The sequence below is a fragment of the Nocardia cyriacigeorgica NBRC 100375 genome (genome assembly GCF_000308555.1).
GTDB lineage: Bacteria > Actinomycetota > Actinomycetes > Mycobacteriales > Mycobacteriaceae > Nocardia > Nocardia cyriacigeorgica.
Genome location: NZ_BAFY01000231.1, coordinates 1 through 24843 on the forward strand (window position 1 = coordinate 1; position 24843 = coordinate 24843).

General features: G+C 67.4%; 25 protein-coding genes and 1 pseudogene. 16 read left to right on the top strand and 10 right to left on the bottom strand.

Features of this window, described 5'->3' with window-relative positions; all coding sequences use genetic code 11:
- Window positions 1-50: 50 nt before the first annotated feature.
- The 5 genes from urtB to RJ05_RS23630 are packed head-to-tail and all read left to right on the top strand — an operon-like array spanning window position 51 to window position 4261.
- Window positions 51-935 (top strand): urea ABC transporter permease subunit UrtB, encoded by an 885-nt coding sequence (urtB, locus tag RJ05_RS23610; RefSeq protein WP_036540701.1) that lies wholly within the window; start codon window positions 51-53, stop codon window positions 933-935.
- Window positions 932-2077, top strand: a complete 1146-nt coding sequence (urtC, locus tag RJ05_RS23615) for an urea ABC transporter permease subunit UrtC (RefSeq protein WP_036540704.1) — start codon at window positions 932-934, stop codon at window positions 2075-2077. The genes urtB and urtC overlap by 4 nt, the downstream gene beginning before the upstream one ends.
- Complete coding sequence (urtD, locus tag RJ05_RS23620; protein WP_036540706.1) at window positions 2074-2889, top strand: urea ABC transporter ATP-binding protein UrtD; 816 nt, start codon at window positions 2074-2076, stop codon at window positions 2887-2889. The genes urtC and urtD overlap by 4 nt, the downstream gene beginning before the upstream one ends.
- On the top strand, window positions 2873-3565 hold the full coding sequence (urtE, locus tag RJ05_RS23625) for an urea ABC transporter ATP-binding subunit UrtE (protein WP_036540708.1): 693 nt from the start codon (window positions 2873-2875) through the stop codon (window positions 3563-3565). The genes urtD and urtE overlap by 17 nt, the downstream gene beginning before the upstream one ends.
- A gap of 6 nt (window positions 3566-3571) precedes the next feature.
- Entirely contained in the window at window positions 3572-4261 is a 690-nt protein-coding gene (locus RJ05_RS23630) for a GntR family transcriptional regulator (protein ID WP_051016845.1), read from the top strand.
- 142 nt (window positions 4262-4403) lie between these two features.
- On the opposite strand, the gene RJ05_RS23635 is transcribed toward RJ05_RS23630, so the two are convergent.
- Complete coding sequence (locus tag RJ05_RS23635; RefSeq protein ID WP_081597496.1) at window positions 4404-5336, bottom strand: nuclease-related domain-containing protein; 933 nt, start codon at window positions 5334-5336, stop codon at window positions 4404-4406.
- A 189-nt stretch (window positions 5337-5525) separates the two neighbouring features.
- Complete coding sequence (locus RJ05_RS23640) at window positions 5526-5903, bottom strand: VOC family protein (RefSeq protein WP_036540710.1); 378 nt, start codon at window positions 5901-5903, stop codon at window positions 5526-5528.
- A gap of 103 nt (window positions 5904-6006) precedes the next feature.
- Here RJ05_RS23640 and RJ05_RS23645 point away from each other — a divergent pair, with 103 nt between their 5' ends.
- Window positions 6007-6777, top strand: a complete 771-nt coding sequence (locus RJ05_RS23645; RefSeq protein WP_036540712.1) for a TetR/AcrR family transcriptional regulator — start codon at window positions 6007-6009, stop codon at window positions 6775-6777.
- A gap of 80 nt (window positions 6778-6857) precedes the next feature.
- On the opposite strand, the gene RJ05_RS23650 is transcribed toward RJ05_RS23645, so the two are convergent.
- From RJ05_RS23650 to lpdA, 4 genes are all read right to left on the bottom strand, one after another.
- A complete protein-coding gene (locus tag RJ05_RS23650) occupies window positions 6858-7409 on the bottom strand; it encodes a carboxymuconolactone decarboxylase family protein (protein ID WP_036540714.1) in 552 nt (183 codons plus the stop codon).
- Window positions 7410-7543: 134 nt separating this feature from the next.
- Window positions 7544-8248 carry a polysaccharide deacetylase family protein gene (locus tag RJ05_RS23655; RefSeq protein WP_036540716.1) on the bottom strand — a complete coding sequence of 235 codons (705 nt, stop codon included), beginning with the start codon at window positions 8246-8248 and terminating at the stop codon, window positions 7544-7546.
- A gap of 298 nt (window positions 8249-8546) precedes the next feature.
- Window positions 8547-8969 (bottom strand): hypothetical protein, encoded by a 423-nt coding sequence (locus tag RJ05_RS23665; protein ID WP_036540720.1) that lies wholly within the window; start codon window positions 8967-8969, stop codon window positions 8547-8549.
- A gap of 14 nt (window positions 8970-8983) precedes the next feature.
- Entirely contained in the window at window positions 8984-10387 is a 1404-nt protein-coding gene (lpdA, locus tag RJ05_RS23670; protein ID WP_036540722.1) for a dihydrolipoyl dehydrogenase, read from the bottom strand.
- A 119-nt stretch (window positions 10388-10506) separates the two neighbouring features.
- On the opposite strand from lpdA, the gene RJ05_RS23675 reads away from it, so the two are divergent.
- The gene (locus tag RJ05_RS23675) at window positions 10507-11556 is read left to right on the top strand and encodes a helix-turn-helix domain-containing protein (RefSeq protein WP_249040535.1); all 1050 of its coding nucleotides are present in this window, start codon (window positions 10507-10509) and stop codon (window positions 11554-11556) included.
- Between the two features lie 174 nt (window positions 11557-11730).
- Window positions 11731-12740, top strand: a pseudogene (locus RJ05_RS23680) (NADP-dependent oxidoreductase).
- 191 nt (window positions 12741-12931) lie between these two features.
- On the opposite strand, the gene RJ05_RS23685 reads toward RJ05_RS23680, so the two are convergent.
- Window positions 12932-13546: a dihydrofolate reductase family protein gene (locus RJ05_RS23685; RefSeq protein WP_036540723.1), complete on the bottom strand. Its 615-nt coding sequence runs from the start codon at window positions 13544-13546 to the stop codon at window positions 12932-12934.
- 376 nt (window positions 13547-13922) lie between these two features.
- Between RJ05_RS23685 and RJ05_RS23690 the strand changes: the two genes are divergently transcribed.
- Window positions 13923-14438 (top strand): hypothetical protein, encoded by a 516-nt coding sequence (locus tag RJ05_RS23690; RefSeq protein ID WP_036540726.1) that lies wholly within the window; start codon window positions 13923-13925, stop codon window positions 14436-14438.
- 312 nt (window positions 14439-14750) lie between these two features.
- Window positions 14751-15215 (top strand): GNAT family N-acetyltransferase, encoded by a 465-nt coding sequence (locus RJ05_RS23695; protein WP_169332973.1) that lies wholly within the window; start codon window positions 14751-14753, stop codon window positions 15213-15215.
- A gap of 189 nt (window positions 15216-15404) precedes the next feature.
- On the opposite strand, the gene RJ05_RS23700 is transcribed toward RJ05_RS23695, so the two are convergent.
- Complete coding sequence (locus RJ05_RS23700) at window positions 15405-16379, bottom strand: dipeptidase (protein WP_036540729.1); 975 nt, start codon at window positions 16377-16379, stop codon at window positions 15405-15407.
- A gap of 107 nt (window positions 16380-16486) precedes the next feature.
- Here RJ05_RS23700 and RJ05_RS23705 point away from each other — a divergent pair, with 107 nt between their 5' ends.
- Window positions 16487-18541: a prolyl oligopeptidase family serine peptidase gene (locus RJ05_RS23705; RefSeq protein WP_036540731.1), complete on the top strand. Its 2055-nt coding sequence runs from the start codon at window positions 16487-16489 to the stop codon at window positions 18539-18541.
- A gap of 116 nt (window positions 18542-18657) precedes the next feature.
- Here the strand turns inward: RJ05_RS23705 and RJ05_RS23710 are convergent, their stop codons facing one another.
- Complete coding sequence (locus tag RJ05_RS23710) at window positions 18658-19668, bottom strand: SMP-30/gluconolactonase/LRE family protein (protein ID WP_051016846.1); 1011 nt, start codon at window positions 19666-19668, stop codon at window positions 18658-18660.
- A 120-nt stretch (window positions 19669-19788) separates the two neighbouring features.
- Here RJ05_RS23710 and RJ05_RS23715 point away from each other — a divergent pair, with 120 nt between their 5' ends.
- On the top strand, window positions 19789-20256 hold the full coding sequence (locus RJ05_RS23715) for a MarR family winged helix-turn-helix transcriptional regulator (RefSeq protein WP_228783131.1): 468 nt from the start codon (window positions 19789-19791) through the stop codon (window positions 20254-20256).
- Between the two features lie 374 nt (window positions 20257-20630).
- Here the strand turns inward: RJ05_RS23715 and RJ05_RS23720 are convergent, their stop codons facing one another.
- Window positions 20631-21317, bottom strand: coding sequence for a ZIP family metal transporter (locus RJ05_RS23720; RefSeq protein WP_036540736.1), 687 nt, complete (start codon window positions 21315-21317; stop codon window positions 20631-20633).
- 391 nt (window positions 21318-21708) lie between these two features.
- Here RJ05_RS23720 and RJ05_RS23725 point away from each other — a divergent pair, with 391 nt between their 5' ends.
- From RJ05_RS23725 to RJ05_RS32005, 4 genes are all read left to right on the top strand, one after another.
- Window positions 21709-22341: a TetR/AcrR family transcriptional regulator gene (locus RJ05_RS23725; RefSeq protein ID WP_228783132.1), complete on the top strand. Its 633-nt coding sequence runs from the start codon at window positions 21709-21711 to the stop codon at window positions 22339-22341.
- A 32-nt stretch (window positions 22342-22373) separates the two neighbouring features.
- Entirely contained in the window at window positions 22374-23234 is an 861-nt protein-coding gene (locus tag RJ05_RS23730) for an alpha/beta hydrolase family protein (protein WP_036540741.1), read from the top strand.
- A gap of 575 nt (window positions 23235-23809) precedes the next feature.
- Window positions 23810-24529: a helix-turn-helix transcriptional regulator gene (locus tag RJ05_RS23735; RefSeq protein WP_211357634.1), complete on the top strand. Its 720-nt coding sequence runs from the start codon at window positions 23810-23812 to the stop codon at window positions 24527-24529.
- The gene (locus tag RJ05_RS32005; RefSeq protein WP_211357633.1) at window positions 24526-24813 is read left to right on the top strand and encodes a hypothetical protein; all 288 of its coding nucleotides are present in this window, start codon (window positions 24526-24528) and stop codon (window positions 24811-24813) included. The genes RJ05_RS23735 and RJ05_RS32005 overlap by 4 nt, the downstream gene beginning before the upstream one ends.
- Window positions 24814-24843 lie beyond the last annotated feature (30 nt).

Consider the following 24843-nt stretch of genomic DNA (forward strand, 5'->3'; position numbering starts at 1 on the left):
CCGCGAACACGCGGTGCCGCAGGCGCCGCCGATTCAACACAGGAGTTTCGATGGAAGTCTTGGTAGGCCAGCTCTTCACGGGGTTGAGCCTCGGGTCGATCCTGTTGCTCGCCGCGCTCGGCCTCGCGCTGACCTTCGGTCAGATGGGCGTGATCAATATGGCGCACGGCGAGTTCATCATGGCCGGCTGTTACACCACCTACGTTGTCCAGCAGGTGGTGTCGTCGGCCGGGGTATCGCTGCTGATGTCGCTGCTGGTCGGGTTCCTGGTCGGCGGCGCGTTGGGGGCGGCGCTGGAGATGGGGCTGATCCGCTGGATGTATCACCGCCCGCTGGACACACTGCTGGTCACCTTCGGTGTCGGCCTGGTGTTGCAGCAGCTCGCCCGCGATATCTTCGGGGCGTCGGCCAAGAATGTGCTGGTCCCGGAATGGTTGAGCGGTGGTGTCACGATTCTGGATGCCGTGGTACCCAAGACCAGGATCTTCATTCTGGTGCTCGCGGTGGTCGCGGTGACAGCACTGGCGATCGTCTTGAAGACCACGCCGCTTGGCAGGCGGATCCGTGCGGTGGTGCAGAACCGCGATCTCGCCGAAACGAGCGGTGTGTCCTCGCGTTTCACCGATATCAGTACCTTCTTCATCGGTTCCGGTCTCGCCGGGGTCGCGGGTGTGGCGCTGACGTTGATCGGTTCGACCAGCCCCACCATCGGCCAGAGCTATCTGATCGATGCGTTCCTGGTGGTGGTGATCGGTGGGCTCGGCCAGATCAAGGGGACGGTGATCGCCGCGTTCGCGCTCGGGCTGCTCAATTCCTTCATCGAGTATTCGACGACCGCCTCGATCGCCAAGGTGATCGTCTTCGTGATCATCGTGATCTTCTTGCAGGTCCGGCCGCAGGGCCTGTTCACGGTACGGACAAGGAGCCTGGCATGACCGCACCGCGCTGGTTCGCGAATTCCTCGGTACGGGCCTGGGGTGGTTTCGCTCTGGCCGCGATCTTGTTGTTCGCAGTGGCGCCGGCATTGCTCAGCGATTTCCGGTTGAACCTGCTCGCGAAATTCCTGTGCTTCGCCATCGTCGCCGCAGGCATCGGATTGGCTTGGGGGCGTGGCGGAATGCTCACCCTCGGGCAGGGCGTGTTCTTCGGTCTCGGCGCCTACATCATGGCCATGCATCTGCAGATGGCCGATGCCGCGCGGCTCGGCAACGAAGTGCCGGATTTCATGGAGATCTCCGGGATCCGGGAGCTTCCGGCGTATTGGCAGCCGTTCGCGTCGGCGCCGGTGGCGATCATCGCCATTCTCGTACTGCCCGCCCTGGTCGCCGCTGCCCTCGGTTACGGCGTGTTCAAGCGCCGGGTCAAGGGCGCCTACTTCGCGATTCTGAGTCAGGCGCTGGCGGCGGCGCTGGCCATTTTGCTGACCGGCCAGCAGACCATCGGCGGATTCACCGGGCTCTCGGATTTCCGGGCCTTCTTCGGTTTCAAGCTCACCGATCCGGTGAACCGGCAGATGCTGTTCTTCATCGCGGCGGGCACCCTGCTCGCGGTGGTCGCGGTGGTGCGTCAGCTCATGCACAGCCGGTACGGGGAGCTGCTGGTCGCGGTGCGCGATCAGGAAGAGCGGGTGCGGTTCCTCGGATACGACCCGGCCAACGTCAAGATCGTCGCGTATGTGGTGGCGGCGTTCTTCGCCGGGATCGCCGGCGCGTTGTTCACCCCGATCGTCGGCATCATCTCTCCCGCCGATATCGGCGTGGTGCCGTCGATCGCCTTCCTGATCGGCGTCGCCATCGGCGGCCGCACCACCTTGCTCGGCCCGGTGCTCGGCGCGATCGGGGTGGCGTGGGCGCAGACGGCGTTGTCGGAGCAATTCCCGTCCGGCTGGACCTACCTGCAAGGCGTGCTGTTCATCGTGGTGGTCGGGTTCGTGCCCGCCGGGCTCGCCGGGCTGTGGCCGACCCTGCGCCGCGTCCTCGCCGAACGCAGACCGAAACCAGGCGACAGCGCGCCGCCCGCGCCGCCGCCCGCCGACCCGTTGCCGGTGCGGACCGAGGAGAAGGTGCCAACCCGATGATCGATCACGAATCCAAGCTCGGCGGCAATGCAGGCATGTCCAGCGAGTACCTCGAAGTCCGCGGCCTGTCGGTGAGTTTCGACGGTTTCCAGGCCGTCGCCGACGTCGACCTGACGGTGTTGCAGGGCGATCTGCGTTTCCTCATCGGCCCCAACGGCGCGGGCAAGACCACCCTGATCGACGCGATCACCGGCCTCACTCCGGCCACCGGATCGGCGCAGAAGTCCGGGGTGGAGCTGCTGGGCAAGAAGGTGCATCAGATCGCGCGGCTCGGCGTCGGGCGCACCTTCCAGACGGCGAGCGTCTTCGAGCAGCTGAGCGTTCTGCAAAACCTCGATATCGCCGCGGGCGCGGGCCGCTCCGCGCTCACCCTGCTGCGCAGGCGCAAGGCCGTGCTGCCGAGCATCGAGGAAGCCTTGGAGATCACCGGTCTCGACGCCCTGCGCGACCAGCCCGCCGGTGTGCTCGCACACGGCCAGAAGCAGTGGCTCGAGATCGGCATGCTGCTGGTGCAGAACGCGTCGGTGCTGCTGCTGGACGAGCCGGTCGCGGGCATGAGCGCCGAGGAACGCGAGGAGACCGGAAACCTGTTGCGGCGCATCGGCGGTGAACGCGTCGTGATTGTCGTCGAGCACGACATGGACTTCATGCGCGCCTTCGCCACCTCGGTGACGGTGCTCGCCGGCGGCCGGGTGCTGAGCGAAGGCACCGTCGAACAGGTACAGGCCGATCCGAAGGTGCAGCAGGTCTACCTCGGCACCTCCGCCGCCGAATCGAACGATGAGGAGAGCGCCGATGCTCGAATTGGCTGACATCCATTCCGGTTACGGCCGCACCGAAGTGATCCACGGCGTCACGCTGACCGTCCCCGACGACAGCGTCGTCGCCATCATGGGCCACAACGGCGCGGGCAAGACCACCCTGCTCCGCACCGCCGTCGGCCTGCTGACCAGCAAATCCGGCACCATCACGTTCAATGGTGAGGTGATCACGACCCTGTCGCCCTCACGTCGGGTGCGCCGTGGAATCGCCTATGTCCCGCAGGGGCAGCAGAGTTTTCCACAGCTGACCACAGCGGAAAATCTTCAGGTGGTGGCCGACGGCCGCAAGCGCGGTAAGGCGCTGATCGACGAATCGCTCGACCTGTTTCCCGCGCTGCGCGAACTGCTCACCCGCAAGGCGGGACTGCTGTCGGGCGGGCAACGTCAGCAGCTGGCCATCGCGAGGGCGCTGATCACCGAACCGAAACTGCTCATCCTGGATGAGCCGACCGAGGGCATCCAGCCGTCGGTCGTGGCGGAGATCGAACGCACCATCATCGACCTCACCCGGCGCGGCGGATTGAGTGTGCTGCTGGTCGAACAGCACATCGGCTTCGCCTTGCAGGCGGCCCAGCGCTATTACGTGCTGGAATCCGGCCGGATCAGCTCCTCCGGCGAGGGCGGTGCGGGCGCGGAGTCCGTGGTCCGTTCGGCGATGGCGATCTGAGCCGCCGTGACGCGACGGGGGCGGATCCCGCTGAGTGCGCAGGTGTACGAGGCGGTGCGGCGCGATCTGGCGGCGGGCGCACTGGCCTCGACCGAGCGGCTGGGCGAGGAACGGCTCGCCGACAGCTACGGGGTGTCCCGCACTCCCGTCCGCGAGGCGCTCGCCCGGCTACTCGCCGACGGGCTGGTGGAGCGCCGCGCGGACGGGCTGTACCCGTTCCGGCCGCGCCTCGACGAGCTCGACCAGCTCTACGAGTTGCGTAATGTGCTCGAATCCAGGGGAATCCAGCGCGCGCTCGGTGAGCCGACGCACGACCTCGCTATGGTCCGCGCCGAACTCGAGCACTGGCGTCACCTGTCCGAACACCCGCCCGAACCCGGACCGGCGCTCATCGCCGCCGACGACCAGTTCCATATCGTGCTGCTGCGTTCTGCTGGCAATGCCGCGCTCGCCGATGCCCTCGCCTCGGTGCAGGTACGGGTGCGGCCGGTGCGGACCATGGACATGCCCACCCCCGACCGCATCGCCACCATGACGGCCGAGCACATCACCATCGCCGAACAGCTCCTGGCGGGCGAGCGCGCGGCCGCGCTGGAAACGCTGACCACGCATATCGATTCGTCACGTTCGCATGTGATCGCGCGCGCGAAGGCGGCGCTGCATCTGACGAGGCTGGCGCAGGTCGTCCGGGATTGATGGGCGGCGTTCGCCTTCAGACTCGGCAGGGCAGGTCGGTGCGCGGCGGGCGGAGTGGCGCAGCGAGTGCGCGTTGGGCAGGTAGCTCGGACCGCCTGTGTCCCTCGCGGTAACGGCGACGTGCTACCGGTCCGCGCTGTGGTCAGCATCCGGGCTGAAACGGCCAGCACTCCACTTGCGCTCGCGGTGATGCGATACCACCAGCAGGCACCGCCGGTGCCGTCGCCCGGCTCTGCGGCGTCGCGGTGGCGCCGGTGGTCGTGGTGGCGGTCGGTTCGACTTCGGGTCCATCGGTGAGTACGGCCCGCACGATCACGCCGAGCACCACGAGTGTGCCGAGCACGCCAACGGTGAGCACCACCCATGCGGCGGCGGTCTGCCTGCCGCTGTTCTCCGGTGTCGGTTCGCGTCTCGGCGCGGGGCGGGCGGGGAGCGGTTTCGGTTTGGGGGCGGCCGTGTCGAAACCTTCGGCGAGCAGTTCCTCGCGACTCAGCAGAACGTCGCTGCCGGAGTCTCGGATGAGTGCCGAGGCTGCGGCCAGCACCCGATCGGCGGTCCAGACACGCGGGCCTGCGGCGAAATTCTCCAGGTAGATGCGGAATTCGGTGGTGTCGGCGGCATTGGCGACCACCACGTCCACGCCGGGGCGCAGAGTGGTGCGCGCGGGCCGGACCACTGCCCCGCGCCACGGCAGCAGCACCACGGCGCCGCAGAGATGGCCGGGATCTTGCAACGAACGTTCCAGCGCCGTCTTCACCTCGTGCACCGCGTGCTCGAGTTGATCGGACAGGTTGACGCCCTCCGGTTGTTCGAGGTCGGCCGGCTGGGAGCTGATGGTCCAACGCCCACCGCCTGCCTCGAGAATCCCGCTCTGCCTGCGCCGGAAACCGCGTGCCTCGAGCACGGTGACCCCGCGCGGCGTCCACACGACGGCGTCGACCTGCCGTTTCCCGCTGTCGGGACCCACCTGTAGATCGATGAGGGCCACGCCGGTGGTCGGGAGCTTACGCAGGCATTCGACGAATTCCCGCTCGGCCGCGGACAGTTCCGCGCCCGACTCGATCTTCACCAGCATCGTGCACTACCCCTGACGTGCGTCCCGATCCAGCCTCGCACCCGGCGGCGGCCCATCCACAGGCCGCCGCCCGAGCTACTCCGCTAGATCATGACGCCCCATCCGGGCGAATTCCACCCCAACGGCGACGACCACCTCAGCGCGTGGTGTTCTCGCAGTTCGCCACGGCCATGGGGTCCCACTGATCCGTCACACCCACTGGACCAGTTGGTAGAGAATGCCGTTGGGGTCGGACATCTGGAAGTAGCGTTCGCCCCACTCCTCGGTTTCGATCGGGGTGACGATCGGAACGCCTTCGGATCGCAGGCGCGCGTATTCGGTGTCGATGTCGTCGACGACGAAGACGACGAGCAGACCATCGCCCGCGCTCCCGGCGGCGCCGGCCGGCTTGAAGCTCTTCAGGCCGGTGCGCAGGTAGATGAGGTTCATGCCCGCGTCCTCCCGGGCAAGCGAGACGAACCCATCGGCGGACATCTTCTCGGTGAACCCCAGATGATCGGTGACGAACTTCGCCGAGGCCTGCGGGTCGGCGACATTGAGCGAGATGGCGGATTCGGTGATGCGCATACGGGGCTCCTTCTTATCGCTTTCTCTCTACTAAGTACGTTATACTTTGTAGAGAAATTTCCGATCAGACGCATTGTGATGTGAATCACTAAATGGAGGTGGGATGGCAACACCGAAGGAACGCGGCGGCGCGGGAGATCCCGTGCGAACCCTGGAGCTGCTGTGGCGGGCGCCGATACCGTCCGGGCGCGGGCCGAAACAGCGCAGCAGTGTCGACGACGTGGTCTCCGCGGCCATCGAGATCGCCGACGCCGACGGAATCGCCGCCGTGACCATGCGCGCGGTCGCCGCCCACCTCGGGCTCACCCCGATGGCGACCTACACCTACGTCCCCGGCAAGGCCGAACTGATCGACCTCATGCTCGATGCCGTCTACCTCGCGATGCCACGCGCCGACCTCGCCGACCTCCCGTGGCGCGAACGGGTCGCGATCGTCGCCGCGGAGAACCGCGCGATGCTGACCGAGCACCCATGGGTGGCCTACATCCCGACCACCCGCCCGCCGCTCGGCCCCGGCCAAACCGCCAAATACGACCACGAACTGCGTGCTTTCGACGGCCTCGGCCTCGACGACGTCCAGATGGATGCCGCCCTGACCTACCTACTCGGCTTCGTCACCTCCGTCGCCCGCATCGCAAACGACACCGCCCGCGCCGCCGCCGACAGCTCGATCTCCGACAGCCAATGGTGGGAACGCGCCGCCCCCCTGCTCGAATCCCTCATCTCCCCAGAGCAATACCCGCTGGCCACCCGAGTCGGCGCCGCCGCCGGCTCGGCCCACGACGCCGCCTACAGCGCCGACCACGCCTACGAGTTCGGGCTCGCGCGGGTACTCGACGGATTGGACAGATTGATCAGCGGCAACGGCGACTGATCGACAATGCTTGCGGCACAATGCCGCCGACGACACCCCCCGTGCCAACCTGCGGCCGGGTGCCTCGCGGGCGGACGGCGCTAGTGCTTCATCTCGTCGCGCTGGATGCGCAGCGCGGTGATCGTGGCCGCCAGGCCCTCGTATTGGTTTGTCAGCAGGACGATTTCGATGAGGTGGCGGTCGTCGTAGTAGGTCGCCAGCTGTTCCCACGCTGCGTCGTCGATATCGCGGGTAGTGACCAGTTGGTCGACGGCCGTGAGCAGGGCGCGGTGTTTGTCGGACCAACCGGGGGCGTCCGGGCCGGTGCGTACCCCGTCCAGGATCTCCGGGGTGACGCCCGCGCGCTTGCCGAGCTCGATGTGATGGTCCATCTCGTAGTCGCAGGAGCGCAGATGCGCGACCCGCAGGATGACGAGTTCGGACTCGTGCCTGGTCAGCTTGCCGCCGGGCATGAGTTTGCCGGAGTAGTGCAGCCAGCCGCGGAACAATCCGCCGGTGCGGCCGAGGGTGCTGAACAAATGCGCGTCGGCGGTACCCGCGGCCCGCGAGAGCACCTGCCAGACCACCCAGTTGACCGGCCCCAGCTGACGCAATCGCCCCGGGGACACACGTGGTTGCGACGTCGAAACCATCTGCGTTCGCCTCTTTCACCAGATCTGCGCACCCGATCGGCGATCGGGCACGCGGGCCGCCGCCGAGCCTACCCGCGCCTGGGATGGGCGCGGTGTGTTCCCGCACCGGGCTCCGGGGCGGGCACGGTGCGCGCCTATTCCCGCAGCAGTTCCGAGACCCGCACGAACCGATATCCGTCGGCCTTCAGCGCAGCGACGATGCCGGGTATCGCGGCCAGCGAGTTCGTCCTGTTCCCGAACATCACGTGCAGCAGGATGATCGAGCCGGGCCGCACCTCACGCACGGTCTGCGCAACGATCTGCTCGGCACTCGCCGACGGATCGGAGTCGGGCTCCACATCCCACATCACCGTGGTCGTGTCGTGGTCGGACAGATATTTCGGCAGCGTCCACAGTTTCTTGCCGTAGGGCGGGCGGAAGGTGATCGGACCCTGGTACCCGGTCGTGCGGATCGCGGCGTCGGTGCGGCCCACCTCGTCGGCGACGGTGCCGGGGGTCACGAACACCATGCGGCGGTGGGTGTAGGTGTGGTTGCCGATCTCGTGGCCGGCCGCCGCGATCGCCGCACCGAACTCCGGATGCAAGGCGAGATCACGGCCGTTGAGATAGAAGGTCGCGGGCACTTCGGCGTCGGCGAGCACCTTCAGCACCTCGGCAGCTTTCGTGGTCGGCCCGTCGTCCAGCGTCAACGCGACCACCTTGTCGTCGGTGTCGACGCGGTCGACGATCCGGCCCGCGAACTGGAAGGTCCGCGAATTCATCAGGTAGTAGCCGCCGACGGCCAGTACGACGACCACTACCAATATCACCGCCGCGCCGACCAGAGCCCGGCGCTTCATCGTCGGCCAGTCATCGGTTCGGCCAAACCTCTTTCAACTGCGCGGCTACCTCCGCGGCCTGGCGCTCGCGATCGGCTACCGACCCGACCACGGCACCGGCGGAGGTCCCGACGAACCGATCCGCCTGGCCCAGGTCGATCCCGGCCTCCCGCAATCCGATCCCCAGCCCGACCGGCCAGCTGATTCCCACGGGCCCACCCCCGCCGAGAACCAGTGCTATCCGGTCCCGTTCCGCCGCATCAGCCATGCAGGCAGGCTAACGAACACGCGCGGTATCCGCTGCCGAACGTATCTGTCGCTACCGCCCGACGAGGAAGGACTGCGCGGGCACGAAAAGCTCATGGCCGGATTCGAACCGGGCCAGCACACCCTCCGGCCACCACTGCACCGAGCGCAACACCAGATCAGGGCTGCCGGTAATACTCAGCCCCACCCCGTGCGAATACACCAGGCCCGGATCGCGGCTCACTCGGATCTCATCAGGTCGTCTTCGATGCAGCAACCCGCTCTCGCGCTGCACTACACCGAGGTAATACGTCACGCCGTCCGGATAGCGCACACTCGCCGGCGATGCCTCGGTCTGCCGGATCTCGGAGTGCGAGAACGTCGTATCGATGAGTGCGACCGCCACCACCAGTACGAGGACGGCAGCAAGCAACGACCACACACGCGCGCGCGACCCGGCGCGGGGCGGTGGCACCGGCGCCGGGTCGGCGGACATCGATCGGTTCGCGATCAGAAGTTGATCATGTGCCCCGCGAGGCCGTGGATGGCTTCCTGCAGGGCCTCGCTCAACGTCGGGTGGGTGTGCACGTTGCGGGCGAGTTCGTTGACCGTGAGGTCCCACTTCTGGGCCAGGGTCAGCTCCGGCAGCAGTTCGGAGACGTCGGGGCCGATGAGGTGGCCGCCGAGCAGTTCACCGTGGGTGGTGTCGGAGATGAGCTTGACGAAACCGGTGGGGTCGCCGAGGCCGTGCGCCTTGCCGTTGGCGGTGAACGGGAAGGTCGCGACCTTCACGTCGTAGCCTTCGTCGCGGGCCTGCTGTTCGGTGAGGCCGAAGCTGGCTACCTGCGGCTGGCAGAAGGTGGCGCGCGGCATCATCCGGTAGTCGCCGAGGGTCATGGTCTCGGCGCCGCCGATGGTCTCGGCCGCGACCACGCCCTGCGCCTCCGCGACATGCGCCAGCTGGAGCTTGGCGGTGACGTCGCCGATGGCGTAGATGTGCGGCACGTTGGTGCGCATGTGGTCGTCGATGGCGATGGCGCCGCGATCGGTGAGCGCGACGCCGGTGTTCTCCAGGCCGTAGCCCTCCACCCGGGGCGCGAAGCCGACGGCCTGTAGCACCTTGTCGACGGTGACGGTCTCCACCGAGCCGGACTTGTTGTCCTTGATGCTGACGGTGACCTTGGAGCCGTCGTCGTCGATGGACTGCACGGCCGCACCGGTGGTGATGGTGATGCCGAGCTTCTTGTACGCCTTGGTGATCTCCTTGGAGACGTCGGCGTCCTCGTTGGGCAGCGCGCGGTCGAGGAACTCGACGATGCGCACGTCGACGCCGTAGTTCTTCAGCACGTAGGCGAACTCCATGCCGATGGCGCCCGCGCCGACGATCAGGATGGATCCGGGCAGGTCGCGGGTGAGGATCTGCTCCTCGTAGGTGACGACGTTGGCGCTCAGCGAGGTGCCGGGCAGCAGCTTGGTGACCGTGCCCGTCGCGATGATCACGTTGTCGAAGGTGACGGTATCGGTGCCGCCGTTGCTCAACGCCACCGAGAGGGTGTTCGGGTCGGTGAAGGTACCGAGACCGTCGTATTCGGTGATCTTGTTCTTCTTCATCAGGAAGTGGACGCCCTTGACCCGGCCGTCGGCGACCTTGCGGCTGCGGTCGAACGCAGCGCCGAAGTCGAAGGACGCCTCACCGGTGATACCGAAGGTCTTCGCTTCCTTGGTGAAGATATGAGCCAGCTCCGCGTTGCGCAGCAGCGCCTTGGATGGGATGCAGCCGACGTTCAGGCACACGCCACCCCAGTATTTCTGCTCGACAATCGCTGTTCGCAGGCCGAGTTGAGCGGCACGAATCGCGGCGACGTAACCGCCGGGACCAGCGCCGAGAACGACGACATCGTAGTGGGAAGTCACGGCACCGAGCCTAACGCTGTTGCTGGAAGTTCACTCGCCTATCCCCCGCAATGGTGGGGACTCACGGGCTACTCGCGAGTAGAAATTCGCGCCGCCGCGCGACGGTTACGGTGGACCCCGTGGTTATCGGGCGATTCGATGCCGGCGGGCACCGGGGCACGGCACCTGCCGGCGCATTGACCGGAACCGCCTCCACCCAGCTGATCCGCCTCGTCCGCGACACCGCGCTGCGGGCAGGCGTGGCTCCCGAGCGGATCGCGGCGATCCGCGGCGTCTCCGATGACGCCCTGCGCGGCGAACCCGACCGCGTGCCGATGCGCTCGCTGATGCGACTGTGGGAGCTGCTCGCTGCTACCGGGGCGGGCGCCGGGCTCGCGGTGGTCGAGGACGCGCCGCTGGGCCGGCTCAGCACCTGGGACTATCTGGTCACCACGGGTGCGACCCTCGCCGATTCGCTCACCGCCGCGCAGCCGTATCACCAGCTCGTCACCGCCGCGACCGAAGGCTTCGATCTGCACACTGCGGGCGAGCTGACCGTCGGCTACCGCACCGGTGCCGGCGATCCGGCGGTGGCGGCGGTGGTGAACGAGTACGTGCTCGGCTACTACCTGAGGCGGGCCCGGGAAGGGCTGGGCCGCAATGTCGCCCCGGCCCGCATCACCTTCAGCCATCCGGCCCCGCGCGAGCACCGGCCGCTCACCGAAGCCTTCGGCACCGCCCGGATCGATTTCGACGCCCCCGCCGACACCATCACCTTCACCGAAGCCGACGCCGCCGCCCCGCTGGCCCGCGCCGACCCCGCGCTCGCCGCCCTGTTACGCAGCCACGCCGAGCTGGTCCTCGCCTCCGCGCGACCGATCGCCGGACCGCTGGACGAATTCCGCACCGCCCTCGCGGCCGCCATCGACGCCGGCAGACCCACGCTCACAGAGGTCGCCGCCAGGATGGCGATGAGCCCGCGCAGCCTGCAACGACGGCTCGCCGAGAACGGCTCGACCTGGAGCCAGGAACTCGACCAGGCGCGCTACCGCCGCGCCGAAGAACTGTTGAGCGCCGGATCGACCACCGCCGGCGTCGCAGCTCGCCTCGGATTCGCTGACGATCGCGCACTGCGCAAGGCGTTTCGGCGCTGGAGCGGGGAATCGCCCGGGGCCGTGCGGCGCCGCTGAGGCCAGGCTTTCGGCACCCTGGCGCGGCAGGACCGGTTCGTGGCACGCGCGGACCTGGGATGCGTCCCGCAACCGCCATAGCTTCGTCGTATCCGGACGAACAGTCCGCGAAGCGAGAGAGGCAGAACCGTGCAGATCCACATCGAACAGCAGCCCGCCCAGTCCACGGCCGACCTGGCGACCCCCACGACGACCCGCGAGATCCGTTTGGCCACACGCCCTTCGGGAGCGCCGACCGCCGAGAACTTCGACCTCGCCACAGCCCCGATCCCCGATCTCGCCGACGGCCAGATCCTCGTCCGCAATACCTGGATGTCGGTCGACCCCTACATGCGCGGCCGGATGGACGACAAACCCTCCTACATCGCGCCCTTCCAGGTGGGCGCGGCGCTGGAGGGCTCCGCGCTGGGTGAGGTGATCGCGTCGCGGGCCACCGGTATCCCGGTCGGCGCCACCGTCACCCATTTCGCGGGCTGGCGTGAGCACGCGGTGATCGGCGGCGACATGGCCACCGTCATCGACCCGTCACTCGCCGAACCGCACCACTACCTCGGCGCCCTCGGCACCGCCGGCCTCACCGCCTACGCGGCGCTGACCGACGTGGCCCCGGTCCACCCTGGCGACACGGTGTTCATCTCCGCGGCGGCGGGCGCTGTCGGCAGCGTGGCCGGACAGATCGCGCGGAAACTCGGTGCGAGCCGGGTGATCGGCTCCGCCGGAGGCGCGGTCAAACAGGTTTGCTGACAACGGAATTCGGCTTCGACGCCGCCATCGACTACCGCGCGGGCGACCTCGCCGGCCAGCTGGCCCAGACCGCGCCCGATGGCATCGATGTCTACCTCGACAGCGTCGGCGGCGAACACCTGCGCGTGGCCGTCGAAGCCATGCGCCCGCACGGCCGCGTCGCCCTGGTCGGCGCGATCAGCGGCTACAACGGCGACTCCGCCCAGCGGGGACCGGACCTGTTCCTGGCCGCCACCAGGGAAATCACCCTCCGTGGCATGCTGGTGAACAGCTACTTCTCGATTTTCCCCGAGTACATCACCAAGGCCGCCGCCTGGCTCGCCGACGGCACCCTGCGCACCGAGGAAACCGTGTACGAGGGTCTGGACCAGGCTCCCGCCGCTTTCCTCGGCGTCCTTTCCGGCGCCAATACCGGCAAGATGCTCGTCCGCCTGGGGTGACGGCAGTTCCGGTGCGTCGACCACGACCGGGCATCGACGGGCAATCGTGACGGCCTGTTGAACCAGAGCCGCGTAGAGGTGTCGGGAGACGACACGGCGGCAGTGGTCACGGGGATGATTCGCGGTGGTGGTGGGGAGAGGATCCGCGTGTGGGTGTGGTGTCGTTGCGGCGATCTTCCCGGAGAATGCGGCTATTCCCGGCCGGGTGCCCGGTCCTTGACTTCGTCGTAGCCGACCTCGGCGGGTGCCTCGGTCGGCGAGTAGATCACGCGGATCACCCCCGTCGGAAACGCCTCCGTCGCCGTCATCCTCAGGTGGTACGGCGCGTCGCCGTCGTCGAACAGCTTGCGGCCCTTACGCGCCGCCACTGGGTGCACCAGGAGGCGCAGCTCATCGACCAGCCCCGCGGCGAGCAGCTGCTGCACCACGGAGATCGAACCGGGGATGAGGATGCCTGCGATGCCGGGATCGGCTTTGAGCGAGGTGACGGCATCGAGGAGATCGCCCTTGATCAGCTCGGAGTTGCGCCAAGAGAACTCCAGCGGCCGGCGCGAGACCACAACCTTGCGCACATCCCCGAGTTGTTTGGCGAACGGTGCGTCGTCCCCACCCGCCGCCTCGCGGGCGGGCCACGCTCCGGCGAAGCTGTCGTAGGTTTCACGGCCGATCAGCAGCACGTCAGCGGTGTCATAGTCCTCGCCGACCGCGCGGCCCATATTCTCGTCGAAGTACGGGAAGTGCCAAGCGGGGTCGATCTCGGCCACGCCGTCGACCGAGATGAACAGAGTAGAGACGACCTTTGCCATCGTGGTGATCCCTTCGAGTCAGGTGGTGTCAACAGGTAGACCGGCGAAGCACCCGCAAACTCATCGGCCCGCCCATAAATCCGTTCTGACGGAGAGTCGGCGTTTCGGGCCCGAACGATCAGAACGAGAGCAAACCGTAGTGGCAGAACGAGCAACTCGAGCAAGGTCCTCTGGCAAAGAGGAACATTGGCTGTCACGGGTCATGGGGTGTCGGTGCGCCGTTGGCGGCCGCGTCGATGCGCAGGGTGAGCTCGAGGGCGTCCAGGACGCTGTCGGGGGCGGCCCCAAAGAGTTGGTTCGACGACCCCTCGGTCGATGACCCGCTCAGCTCTGGGACTCTCGGTGTGCGGCGGAGTCGGTAGGTATGAATAGGGTTGTGGAGAACAGCTTTCAGCCGGTCGGGCGGCTACTGGACCGAGGCGGCAAACCTTGGTGGTACCTCGCAGCGATCTGGATGTCCGCGCCAGCGGCCTTCGTGCTCTGGGCCTCCGCACTCGGCATCTACTCCGACGTCGGATGGCGTGAGAGCGCGGAGCACATCTATCAACGATCCCTGGTGACGCTCGCCGTCTTCGCGATGGGCACCCTCGTGCTCTTGCGCTGCGCGCGTTGGTCTTGGCGTGCCTTCATGCTGTTCCTGGGAATCGGCATCGTCGCCGCCCTGCTGGCCCTTGGATACGAGCACTACACGCTCGGTTGCTGTCCATACATAGACGTGTGGGATCGCGGCTATCCGTATGGCTTCGTGCGGCACCGGAAAACGGAGTCCACCGACGTCCGGTGGATCGAGCCCGTCGGGGCGCTGGTCAACGTGCTGGTTTACGCCACGGTGGCGATGCTGCTCGCCACTGTCCGCAGGACCTGGCGGGACAGATGGCGGTTGGCGCCATAGATTCTGCGCGCCTCCTCCTGGATTTCGACAGCCGCGCTTTCTCCGCAGCTGTGACAGCGCCAATCTTCTGGTTCGTGGTCCGTACTACTGCCGTGCGAGAGTCGGCGGGGGCCGGCATGAGCCGCCGATCCGCACTCGAGCGCTGGCCCGAGCAGTGCGGGACGGTGGCCGCCTACCTGCTGAATCCGCGGCCGTGTGCTCGATCGCGGTTGACCAGTCCTGCGAATGGGTGGCCGGGGGATCGCACGGTGTTCTCGGGAGTCGGCCCTACCGGAGTGCCGCTGCACTCGAGGTAATCGGCAGACTGATGACATGGCTATCGTGATCAGGCCCGGCCGCCCCGAGGAAGCGGCACTGCTCAGCGACCTTGCTCTACGGTCCAAGGGTTTCTGGGGCTACAGCGAGCAGCTCCTCGACTCGTTTCGGCGTGAGCTGACCCTCTCTCCCTCCGACGTCGTGGACCGACGTACTGCCGTCGCCGAGCTGAACGGTGCGGTCGTGGGATTCGTTACCGTTGAGGGTCCTGCGCCGACTGGTGATCTGGGGATGCTCTTCGTCGTGCCGGAGGCCATCGGCAAGGGGATCGGCGCGCAACTGTTCCGACATGCGGTCGAGACGGCTCGCAGTGCTGGGTTCCATCGGCTGGTCATCGAGTCGGATCCCAACGCAGAGTCGTTCTACCGCGCAATGGGCGCCATCAGAGTCGGAGGTACCGAGTCCGGCTCGATACCTGGGCGCGAGCTGCCGTTGCTGGAAGTGGACATCGTCAGGAGCTGACCGGGTTCAGCGGTGCCTGCCCTCGCTGCCTTGCGCTGCCCGGCCGGGACTATGGCCCGGTGGCGGCTACGCGGCCGGCTGTCGGCTCGCTTCACTCGGCCGAGGCCGTGCGCATGTGGCCGGCACATCCCATTCTCGAAGCCGTTGCCCTGGTCCGCGATGCTCGGCGGTACGCCCCGACCGCGCCGGTCACTCCCGCCAGACCTGCCCGGCGGCCCGACGGAAGTTCCCGCCGAACACCGCGGCCCGGTCGGCGGCGCTGAAGCCGCGCTCGGCGAGCACGTCGTCCAGCCCGGGCACCTCGGAAAGACCGAGCAGGTCTTCGGGCGGGGTCCACTGCAAGGGGCCCCACTTGGTGTACGCGTCGGAGAAGGCGCCCGGGTTGGTGCGGATCTCGTGGTTGAAGTCTTCGGCGTCGAAGGAGTAGTCGGAGCCGATGCCGATGTGGTCGATACCGACCAGTTCCGCGCCGTATTCGATGTGGTCGGCCACCGCGCTGACGCGCTGGGCCCGTTCGTCGGGGTCGTTGCGGCCGAGGAAGATGCCGACGCCGTTGATGCCGATGACACCGCCGGTATCGGCGCAAGCCCTGGCCTGCTCATCGGTGATATTGCGCGGATGCTCCCACACCGCGTCGAAGTTGGCGTGGCTGTAGATCATCGGGGCTTCGGAGAGTTCGGCCAGGTCGAGGCCGGTGCGGCGGGAGCAGTGCGCGCCGTCGACGAACACCCCGGCCTCGTTCAGCGCACGCACCAGGTCGCGGCCGTAGCCGGTGAGCCCGGTGTCCTCGGCATCGAGGCAGCCGCAGCCCGCGGCGTTGGCGTGGTTGTAGGTGGGCAGCAGCGAGCGGACGCCGAGATCGCGGAAGCGGGCGACGTTGTCCAGGTCGCCGTCGAGCGGGCCCGCGTCCTCCAGGTCGAAGGCGAGCCCGATGGTGTCCGGGTCGCCGATCTCGGAGACCGCGGTGACCAGTCGGAATCGTCCGTCGGCGCGGGCGTCGGCGCGGAACTTGTGCAGCAACGCGAGAGTGTCGGCACTCGACTGTGGCGAATAGCCGACGTTCACCGACAGGTACGACCCCAGCGGGTAGCGCGCCAGCTCGGTGATGTCGGCGGTCGGTAGTAGCGGCAGGCAGCTGTGCTGCTCCCACAGAAACGGCGGCACGGCAACCTCCTGGATAGTTCAGCATCCGAGCAGCTCATCCTATGTCTCGGCGAGACCTGCGCCGGGTAGCCGCGTGGTGGTCGTCACCGCTGGGCAACAATGTGGGGATGAGCGGCGTTGACGAGGAAGTGACTGATCCGTATCTCTGGCTCGAAGAGGTGACCGGCGAGGCCGCCCTGGATTTCGCGCGTGCCCACAACGAGGTCGTGGTCGAGCGCTTCGCCTCCTCCGACCGGTTCACCGAGTTGCAGCGCCGCATCCTGGACATGCTCGACACCGACACCAAGATCGCCTACCCGGGCCGTCGCGGGCAGTGGCTGTACAACTACTGGCGCGACGCCGAGCACCCGCGCGGACTGTGGCGGCGCACCACCTTCGACGAGTACGCCACCGACGACCCGGACTGGGACGTGCTGATCGACCTCGACGCCGTGGCCGCCGACGAGGACGAGAACTGGGTGTGGGGCGGTGCGGGCGTGCTGCGTCCGTCGCAGAGTCGTGCGCTGATCTCGCTCTCGCGGGGCGGGGCAGATGCCAAGGTGGTGCGCGAATTCGACCTGGAGACCAGGAAGTTCATCGCGCCGGAGGACGGCGGGTTCTTCCTGCCCGAGGCGAAATCGCAGATCAGCTGGATCGATATCGACACGGTGTATGTCGGCACCGATTTCGGGCCGGGCGCGCTCACCGACTCCGGGTACCCGCGTATCGCCAAACGCTGGCGTCGCGGCACCCCGCTCCCGGAGGCGGAGACGGTATTCGAGGGCGAGGCCGGTGATGTGGCGGTGTCGGCCGGCTTCGACCGCACGCCCGGCTACGAGCGCCACTACATCGGCCGCGCCATCGACTTCTTCAACGAAGAGGTGTACCTGCTCGAGCAGGACGGCACCTGGCGTCAGCTGGAGACGCCGCTGGATGCCAGCGAGTCCTGGTACAAGGATTGGCTGCTGGTGCGGTTGAAGTCGCCGTGGGAGATCGGGTCGACGACCTATCCGGCCGGCGCGCTGCTCGTCACGAACTTCGACGATTTCCTTGCCGGTGGACGTGATTTCGAAGTCCTCTTCGAACCCGACGCGCACACCGCGTTGCACGGCTACGGCTGGACCGAGAATCATCTGCTGCTGGTCACCCTCGAGGATGTGCAGACCAAGTTGTACGTCCTCACTCCCGGCGAGGACGGCTGGCGCCGCGAACCCCTCGCCGACACACCGCCGATGTCGACCACCGGTGTGCTGAACCTCGACCCGCTCGAGGGCGGCGACGATTTCATGCTCACCACCAGCGGATTCACCACCCCGGCCACACTGCTGGCCGGTTCCGTCGGCGGCGAAACCGCCCGGCTCAAGCAGGAACCCGGCTTCTTCGACACCGACGGCATCGAGACCGAGCAGTTCTTCGCCCGCTCCGACGACGGAACCATGGTGCCGTACTTCGTCATCCGGCACCGCGACCACAAGGGCTCGCCGCGGCCGACGGTGATGTCCGGCTACGGCGGCTTCGAGGTCTCGCGCACCCCCGCCTACAGCGGCGCCTCCGGCATGGGCTGGCTCGAACGCGGCGGCACCTGGGTGATGACGAATATCCGTGGCGGCGGTGAATACGGCCCCGAATGGCATACCTCGGTGCAGAAAGCCAACCGGCACAAGGTCTACGAGGACTTCTCCTCCATCGCGCGGGACCTGGTGGACCGTGGCATCACCACACCCGAGCAGCTCGGCGCCGTCGGCGGCTCCAACGGCGGCCTGCTGATGGGCGTCATGCTCACCCGCTACCCCGAGTTGTTCGGCGGCATCGTCTGCCAGGTGCCGCTCCTGGATATGAAGCGCTACCACCGCCTGCTGGCCGGCGCCTCGTGGATGGCCGAATACGGCGACCCGGACAACCCCGAGGAATGGGAGTACATCAGCAAGTACTCCCCCTACCAGAACGTCCGCGCCGACAAGCAGTACCCGCCCATCCTGCTCACCACCTCCACCCGCGACGACCGCGTCCACCCCGGCCACGCCCGCAAGATGGCGGCGCTGCTGGAGCAACTCGGGCACAAAGTCTGGTACCACGAGAACATCGAGGGCGGGCACGGCGGCGCCGCCGACAACAAGCAGTCGGCGTTCCAGGCGGCGTTGATCTACGAATTCTTCACGCAGATGCTGGTGGAGAAGAGCTAGCCGCCGGAGGCCTGTCGGCCACCACCCACAGACCTCGTCCACTGGAACGGACCGCCGGAGTCACGGATCCACCCGACGCGCCCGACCGGGTGGCATCGGTGCCTGCTGGTGACAGTTCAGATTCCGGTGACCGAGAGGATGCGGAACGGGGTAACAGGCGTGCCGGCGCCGAGCGGGCCGCCCTTGTCGAATTGGGAGGATACGACAAGGGTTCGGTCGTCGATGTGCACCAATGTCGTCGGGACCGCGAGGGTTACATCGGTCAGTACGGCCTCGCGGGTTGCGCTGGTCCCATCTGCGGTGAGGGTCCAGCGGGCCAGGGTGTTCTTCATGTTCTGGCCCACCCGCAGGTTCGCCCCGTCCAGTTCGAGCCCGTCGCCCATCGACATATCGCCGCCGTGCAGAGCGACCTTGCCGATCGTCCCGCTCGCGCCATCGCCGAGTTCAACGCGGTAGAGATCGCCGCCGGTCGAATCGACGACGAGCAGATAGCTGCCTGCGGCGTCGGCGGTGATGCCGTTGAGGGTGTAGGCCTCCGGGCCGTGCGGTTCGAGGGCGGGCTTCAGATCGACGGCGGGCGCGAGCTCACCGCGTCCGCCCTGGGTGATCGCACGGATCAGGTCGTCGGGCGTGATCCGGTAGATCACCGCGGTTTTGCTGTCGGTGATGTAAGCGGCGCCGTCGGCGGTGATCACGATGTCGTTGACGAATCGCTCCCCGGTACCCGCGACGTCGAAGCGGGCCAGTAGCCCGCGCGAGGCGATGTCGTACACGGCGACACCGGCCGTCGAGTCCAGCACCCAGAGCCGGCCGTCTCGGTCCACCCGCAAACCGTTCGCGGTCTTACGCCCATCTGTTCCACCGGGCAGGAACACCTCGGCCCGGGCAGCGCCTGGCACCGCCCGGTAGACCGTGCCGTCGGCGAAGGAGCCGACGTAGATGTCGCCGGTGCGCGCATCGGCCGCGATGCCTTCCGGATAGACCCGGTCTCCGGGCAGTTCGAACGCCGTCTCGATCCGCGGCGCCGGTCCCGCCGAGTCAGCCGTACCGCCGCAACCGGCGAGCGCGAGCACGGCCGTCGCCGCGATGCCCCCGGATGACCAGCGGCGACGAGCATATTCCGGCATGATTCGAGCCCCTTTCGACCTTGCACGTGTAGTCACACGAACGAATGAGCACGAATGTAGATTAGAACTCTAATACTCGTCAAGACTCGTACTCGTCGAAGCGTGGATACGATGCCTGGTATGACGCCCATGCCCGCCGCCGAACGCATCGGCTCCTACATCAAGCGCGCCGAGCAGGCCCTGAACGCGGCCAAGAACGCGGCACTGAAACCGGCGGGCGTCACCGTGGCCCAGTACGCGGCGCTGCTGGGCCTGGTCGAGAACCCCGGCATCTCCGCGGCCGCTCTCGCCCGGTTGTGCGGGGTGACGCCGCCGACGATGAACACCGTGCTCACCAACCTCGTCGACCGCGGCCTGATCGAACGCACCCCGCACGCCTGGCACCGCAACGTGCTCGAAACCCGGCTCACCGAGGCCGGGGAGAAGGCCATGCGTGATGCCGACGCCCGCGCGATCGCCGTGGAACGGGCCGTCGCCGCCGGATTCACCGAGGACGAGCGGCAGACCCTGATCGATCTACTGACCCGCTGCGCCGATCTCTTCGATGCCACCCGAGCCGAGGCGCCCACGGCACCGGAGCGCAACTGAGGTTCCCCGCGATTCGTCGGCGACCGAGCGCTGCTCGACGTCTGCGATGCCCGCTCGGATGCGGCGGCACGGGCGGAGTCAACCGTTGAACACCCTCTGCTCCCGCAACTTTCGCCCTCGCCCAGCGGCATCCACCCACGCCGCCAGCGCCGATTCCGGGTCTACAGTGACGCTATCGACACCGGCACCTACCTGCCGGGCCTCGAAGGCGCGGGAAACGCCACCATCACCGTCGTCGGTAAGCGGACCTTCCCGCCCTACTCGCGATCCCGAACTGACCCGCGGGCCGAGGGCCGCATGAGCTGGGCAGTTCGGTACGGATGAACGCAGGGTGGTCGTCGGTACAGCAGCCCATCCGGCGCGCCGAGGTGGCGCTAACCGAGGACGAACGCGACGAGAAACCCTGCCGCGGTGGCGATCCCGACCCACCACCCACCTTCCCGATACGCCTCGGGCATGAGCGAATCCGCGAGCACCGCGATCGTCGCGCCGCCCGCGAACGCTTGCACGGTGCTGATCTGGGTCCCGGAAAGGTTGTCGGAGAGCAGGTTTCCCAGCACGGTCACCGCCACGAGTACGACACCGGTGATGGTCCACAGTGCCAGCGCGCGCCCAGGAGCGAAGCCGTGCCGGTCGCGCATCAGGGCCGAACCGCCGATGGCCTCGGGCACATTCCCCACCGCCACCGCGACCAGCAGCACGATGCCCCCACCTCCGGCCAGCGAGACCCCGAGCGCGGTGTTCTCCGGGACGCCGTCGAGCACCGTGCCGAGCATCAGCGCCCAGCCGATCGCGGTGGGCCCGAGTCGCTGCTCGATGACCCGATTCGCGACCACATAGACCGTGGCGCCGGCGAACAGCGCGAAACCGGCGATCCACGCGCCGGCTTCGACGAACGCGGGTTCGAAGAGTTCATTGGTCACCGCGGCGATCATGGTGCCCGCACCGAATGCCATCAGCGAGGCGAGCACCGGCTTCGGCAGCGACCACCGCAGGCCGATAACGGCACCGAGTACCAGCGGCACTGCCGTGCCCAATCCGTAGAGCAGCGCGGTCCCCATTCGGCCACGGTAGGTCAGCGGGTAGCGTCGCCCCGGTTTCCGCGCCGAAGGCTTCTAAATAATTCTAGAAATTCCCTTCAAAATCGCCCCAGGCGCCGTAGCTCTCGGTATCGTCCGATTCGGCAAACAGCCAGTGACACTGGCCAGGTAATCCCAGATCGGAGTTCGTGTTTGACAGGTGTTCCATCCGACGTGCTCGGATAGTCGCTCGCATGCCGTCGGCGATGGGGAAGGCCGGTGAGTGTCGAACATCTCGCCTGCCCCGGCGCCACGAGCGAATAACGAGCCGACGCAGACTTGCCAACCCGGCCGACGCGCGGTCGGCCGTCAGTTGCGGCGAAGGGCCCGATCCATGACGAGGGGATCGGGCCCTTCGGTATTGTCTGCCCCAATGTCACAGGATGCGAATACGGGACGAATGTATGCCGGGCAACCCGTAGAGGACCGGCAGCGCCAACGGCGTGCGCGTTTTCTGGAATCCGGTCTGACCGTTTTCGCGCGCGACGGATACGCCAACAGTTCGGTCGGCGCCATTTGCAAGGATGCGGGACTGTCGTCTCGACAGTTCTACGAGGAGTTCACCGGCCGCGAATCCTTGCTGATCGAGCTGTACGAGCAGATCCATCGGGAATCGCGCGCCGCGGTCGAGGCGGCGCTGGCCGAGCGGTCCGAGGCCAGCGCGGTGGAGAGCATCGACGCCGCCGTGCGCGCCTACGTGGAATCCATCGGCACCGATCCGCGCAAGGCCAGAGTGGCACTGGTCGAGGTGGTCGGCGCCGGGCCCAAGGTGGAGAAGCTGCGGCTGGAACTGCGCCGCATGTGGGGCTCGTTGCTCGCGGGCGCGGCCGAGGACGCCGCCATGCACGGCGAGATCCCGCCCGGCGACTACGAGATGCGCATGCTCGCCATCATCGGCGCGGTCAACTATGTCGTCGACGAATGGAGCGGTTCGGAACCGCGCCGCCCCCTCGACGACGTGATCCGCGTGCTCAGCCGGGTCATCATGGGTGCCGTCGGAGCGTGATCGAAGCCGGGCACTCCGCGTAGCCTTGGCGCGTGGAAACCGTACCGATCCAGATGCCCGACGGCAGCACCGTCCCGGTGCGGTTGCTGTCGGCCTCCGGCGTCCACCGTCATCCGGTGACGCCGGACGTGCCGCGCCCGGTCGTGGTGATCGTGCCCGGCCTCGGCGTCCCCGGCGAGTACTACGGCTACTTCGCCCGGTTGCTGTCCGAGCGCGGTTTCGACCTCGCCATCGCCGAGCTACGCGGTAACGGCGACAGCACCCCCAAACCGGATTCGTCGAGCACCTACGGCTATCACGAGCTGGTCTCGGTCGACTTCCCCGCCATGTTCGAGGTGGTACGCGACCGCTTCCCGGACAGCACCCCCTACCTGCTGGGCCACAGCATGGGCGGCCAGCTCGGCGTCATGTACGCCGCCCGCATCCGCGGCCGCCTGGGCGGACTCATCCTGATCGCCTCCGGCACCCCCTACTACCGCGGCTACCGCGGACTCACCGGCCCCGGCATGCTCGTCGGCACCGCCGCCGTCTCCCTCACCGCCAACCTGGCCGGCTTCTGGCCCGGCGACCGCTTCGGCCCCAACGGCTTCGGCCGCCAATCCAAGGTCCTGATCTCCGACTGGGCCCGCCTGGCCCGCACCGGCCGCTTCGTCCCCGTGGGCGCCGACATCGACTACGAAGAACGCATCGCCCGGCTGAAACTCCCCGTCCTGTCCATCACCATGACCGGCGACGACCTCACCCCTGCCTCCTCCGCCCGCCACCTGCTGGAGAAACTGCCCAACGCCGACGTGACCACCTGGCACGAGACCCGGCCGCTCGGGCACAACGGGTGGATCACCGATCCGAACAGCACGATCGACCGGATCGAGAAGTGGTTGCGGGACAGGTGATTCCCAGCCGCCTCACCCACGGCCCCCGATAGTCGACCACCGGGCGAACGACAATCGCGGCCAGACTGCTGGTCGCGGTCGGGCTACCACTACTGGCAATAGTCGGAGCCATTGCCTTGCCCCCGCGTTCTGTGCCCGCAGCGAATCGACCCCGTGGAGTCGCTGACCAGCGCGTGCCATCGTGCGCGTTGACGATCAACGCGCGCCGCTCGAGCCGCGCTATAGCCCACCGGGTGCGGCACCTGGTCAGCCGGGCTTGTCTCGCAATCTGATCGGCGGTCAGCATCGCCCCTGGCACGAGCACATCCAGTACCGCGAGTTCGGCCCGCCTGGGTCCGAAACACATTGGTCCTCCAATTGTTCGCATCGGCGCGATTAGCAAGTTCGTGCGCTGCCACTCGGGCACGGCGTTCTTTCTCAGGTTCCATGCCGCGAAAGAGGTAGGGCGAGTGGTACTGGAGGTGGCATCACTACCTCGGCGACCGTGCAGCGAGCAGGTGGCGCCAGTGGCACAGCCGGTGGCATTCAGCCCGGAGGTGATGCGCAGAAGGCGGTAGTGGTGGCAGGCTGGAGAGATGTCAGCGGACACGGCGCGGCTGATCAAACAGCTCCGTGCTGCCAAGGGGTGGAGTCAGGGCAGGCTCGCGGGTGAGTTGTCGAGGTCGTCGGGTTACAACATGACTCGCGAATATATTTCGCGGCACTGGGAGTCGGGCCGAACGGAGCCGTCGGCGTTCTGGCTGCGTCATCTGGCCGCGGTGCTCGATTGTCCGCAGGAACTACTGGAGACCGACGTGAACCGTCGCGAATTCATGTCCCATCTCGCTGCGACATCCATCGCCCCAGTCGTCGCGTCAGATCTGCTGGCGCAAGGCTTTTCCACACGGTTGCACTCCATTGGTCCCGGCATGGACGAGTGGGAAGGCATGTTGGCGCGATACGGATCGGACTATATGAGCCAGGGTGCCGCACAGATTCAACAGCGATTGGCAGCCGACCTGGTCGTCTTGCAACAGCAGCTGGATTCTCCCCGCATGTGGGCTGTGGCGGCGCGATTGATGACTCTGTTCGCCAAGACCTATCCGGGCAGCGATGGCCGCAAGGCGATCTCGTGGTATCGCATGGCGGCCGAGGCAGCTGACCGCTCCGATGACACCAATACCCGAGTGTGGGTGCGCGGCCGTGCGGCGATCGCGCTCGGTTACGAAGGAGCCGGGATTCCGTTTGGCGAGAATTCGACACTTCAAACTCGGAGGAGCAGACCTCCGACTACGCAGTGCCGTGGTGGCGGGTGAATGTCTTCCTGTCTCTGCTGGCGGCCCGACTAGGCAATGAGAAGATCGCCCTCGCGGCGCAGGAAGACGCGAGCGCGGCGCTACCGCCCGAACTTCCGCGCTTCGCGACCCATCTGGACATGCATCGCGGCTTGATGCTCGTCCGCGCAGGCGACCGAACTCAGGGCGTGCGCGTCGCCCGCGCCGCCCTCGACGCCTTGCCTCCGGAAAAGCACTCGCTCACTCTGCGCATGCTGATGGATGAGATCAGTGGGCCGGACCGGATGGACGCCAGAACGACGTGAAATGCTCTCGGGGGTTCGAAGCTCACGGTG

What these genes read in the sequence shown, in the direction of transcription:
- RJ05_RS23710 (WP_051016846.1), bottom strand. Translation starts at nt 19,668, where the DNA reads ATGCCGGAATATGCTCGTCGCCGCTGGTCATCCGGGGGCATCGCGGCG.
- urtB (WP_036540701.1), top strand. Translation starts at nt 51, where the DNA reads ATGGAAGTCTTGGTAGGCCAGCTCTTCACGGGGTTGAGCCTCGGGTCG.
- RJ05_RS23655 (WP_036540716.1), bottom strand. Translation starts at nt 8,248, where the DNA reads ATGAAGCGCCGGGCTCTGGTCGGCGCGGCGGTGATATTGGTAGTGGTC.
- RJ05_RS23705 (WP_036540731.1), top strand. Translation starts at nt 16,487, where the DNA reads ATGAGCGGCGTTGACGAGGAAGTGACTGATCCGTATCTCTGGCTCGAA.
- RJ05_RS23695 (WP_169332973.1), top strand. Translation starts at nt 14,751, where the DNA reads ATGGCTATCGTGATCAGGCCCGGCCGCCCCGAGGAAGCGGCACTGCTC.
- urtE (WP_036540708.1), top strand. Translation starts at nt 2,873, where the DNA reads ATGCTCGAATTGGCTGACATCCATTCCGGTTACGGCCGCACCGAAGTG.
- RJ05_RS23640 (WP_036540710.1), bottom strand. Translation starts at nt 5,903, where the DNA reads ATGCGCATCACCGAATCCGCCATCTCGCTCAATGTCGCCGACCCGCAG.
- RJ05_RS23715 (WP_228783131.1), top strand. Translation starts at nt 19,789, where the DNA reads ATGACGCCCATGCCCGCCGCCGAACGCATCGGCTCCTACATCAAGCGC.
- urtD (WP_036540706.1), top strand. Translation starts at nt 2,074, where the DNA reads ATGATCGATCACGAATCCAAGCTCGGCGGCAATGCAGGCATGTCCAGC.
- RJ05_RS23645 (WP_036540712.1), top strand. Translation starts at nt 6,007, where the DNA reads ATGGCAACACCGAAGGAACGCGGCGGCGCGGGAGATCCCGTGCGAACC.
- RJ05_RS23725 (WP_228783132.1), top strand. Translation starts at nt 21,709, where the DNA reads ATGTCACAGGATGCGAATACGGGACGAATGTATGCCGGGCAACCCGTA.
- RJ05_RS23685 (WP_036540723.1), bottom strand. Translation starts at nt 13,546, where the DNA reads ATGGCAAAGGTCGTCTCTACTCTGTTCATCTCGGTCGACGGCGTGGCC.
- urtC (WP_036540704.1), top strand. Translation starts at nt 932, where the DNA reads ATGACCGCACCGCGCTGGTTCGCGAATTCCTCGGTACGGGCCTGGGGT.
- RJ05_RS23635 (WP_081597496.1), bottom strand. Translation starts at nt 5,336, where the DNA reads ATGCTGGTGAAGATCGAGTCGGGCGCGGAACTGTCCGCGGCCGAGCGG.
- RJ05_RS23720 (WP_036540736.1), bottom strand. Translation starts at nt 21,317, where the DNA reads ATGGGGACCGCGCTGCTCTACGGATTGGGCACGGCAGTGCCGCTGGTA.
- RJ05_RS23650 (WP_036540714.1), bottom strand. Translation starts at nt 7,409, where the DNA reads ATGGTTTCGACGTCGCAACCACGTGTGTCCCCGGGGCGATTGCGTCAG.
- RJ05_RS23735 (WP_211357634.1), top strand. Translation starts at nt 23,810, where the DNA reads ATGTCAGCGGACACGGCGCGGCTGATCAAACAGCTCCGTGCTGCCAAG.
- RJ05_RS23665 (WP_036540720.1), bottom strand. Translation starts at nt 8,969, where the DNA reads ATGTCCGCCGACCCGGCGCCGGTGCCACCGCCCCGCGCCGGGTCGCGC.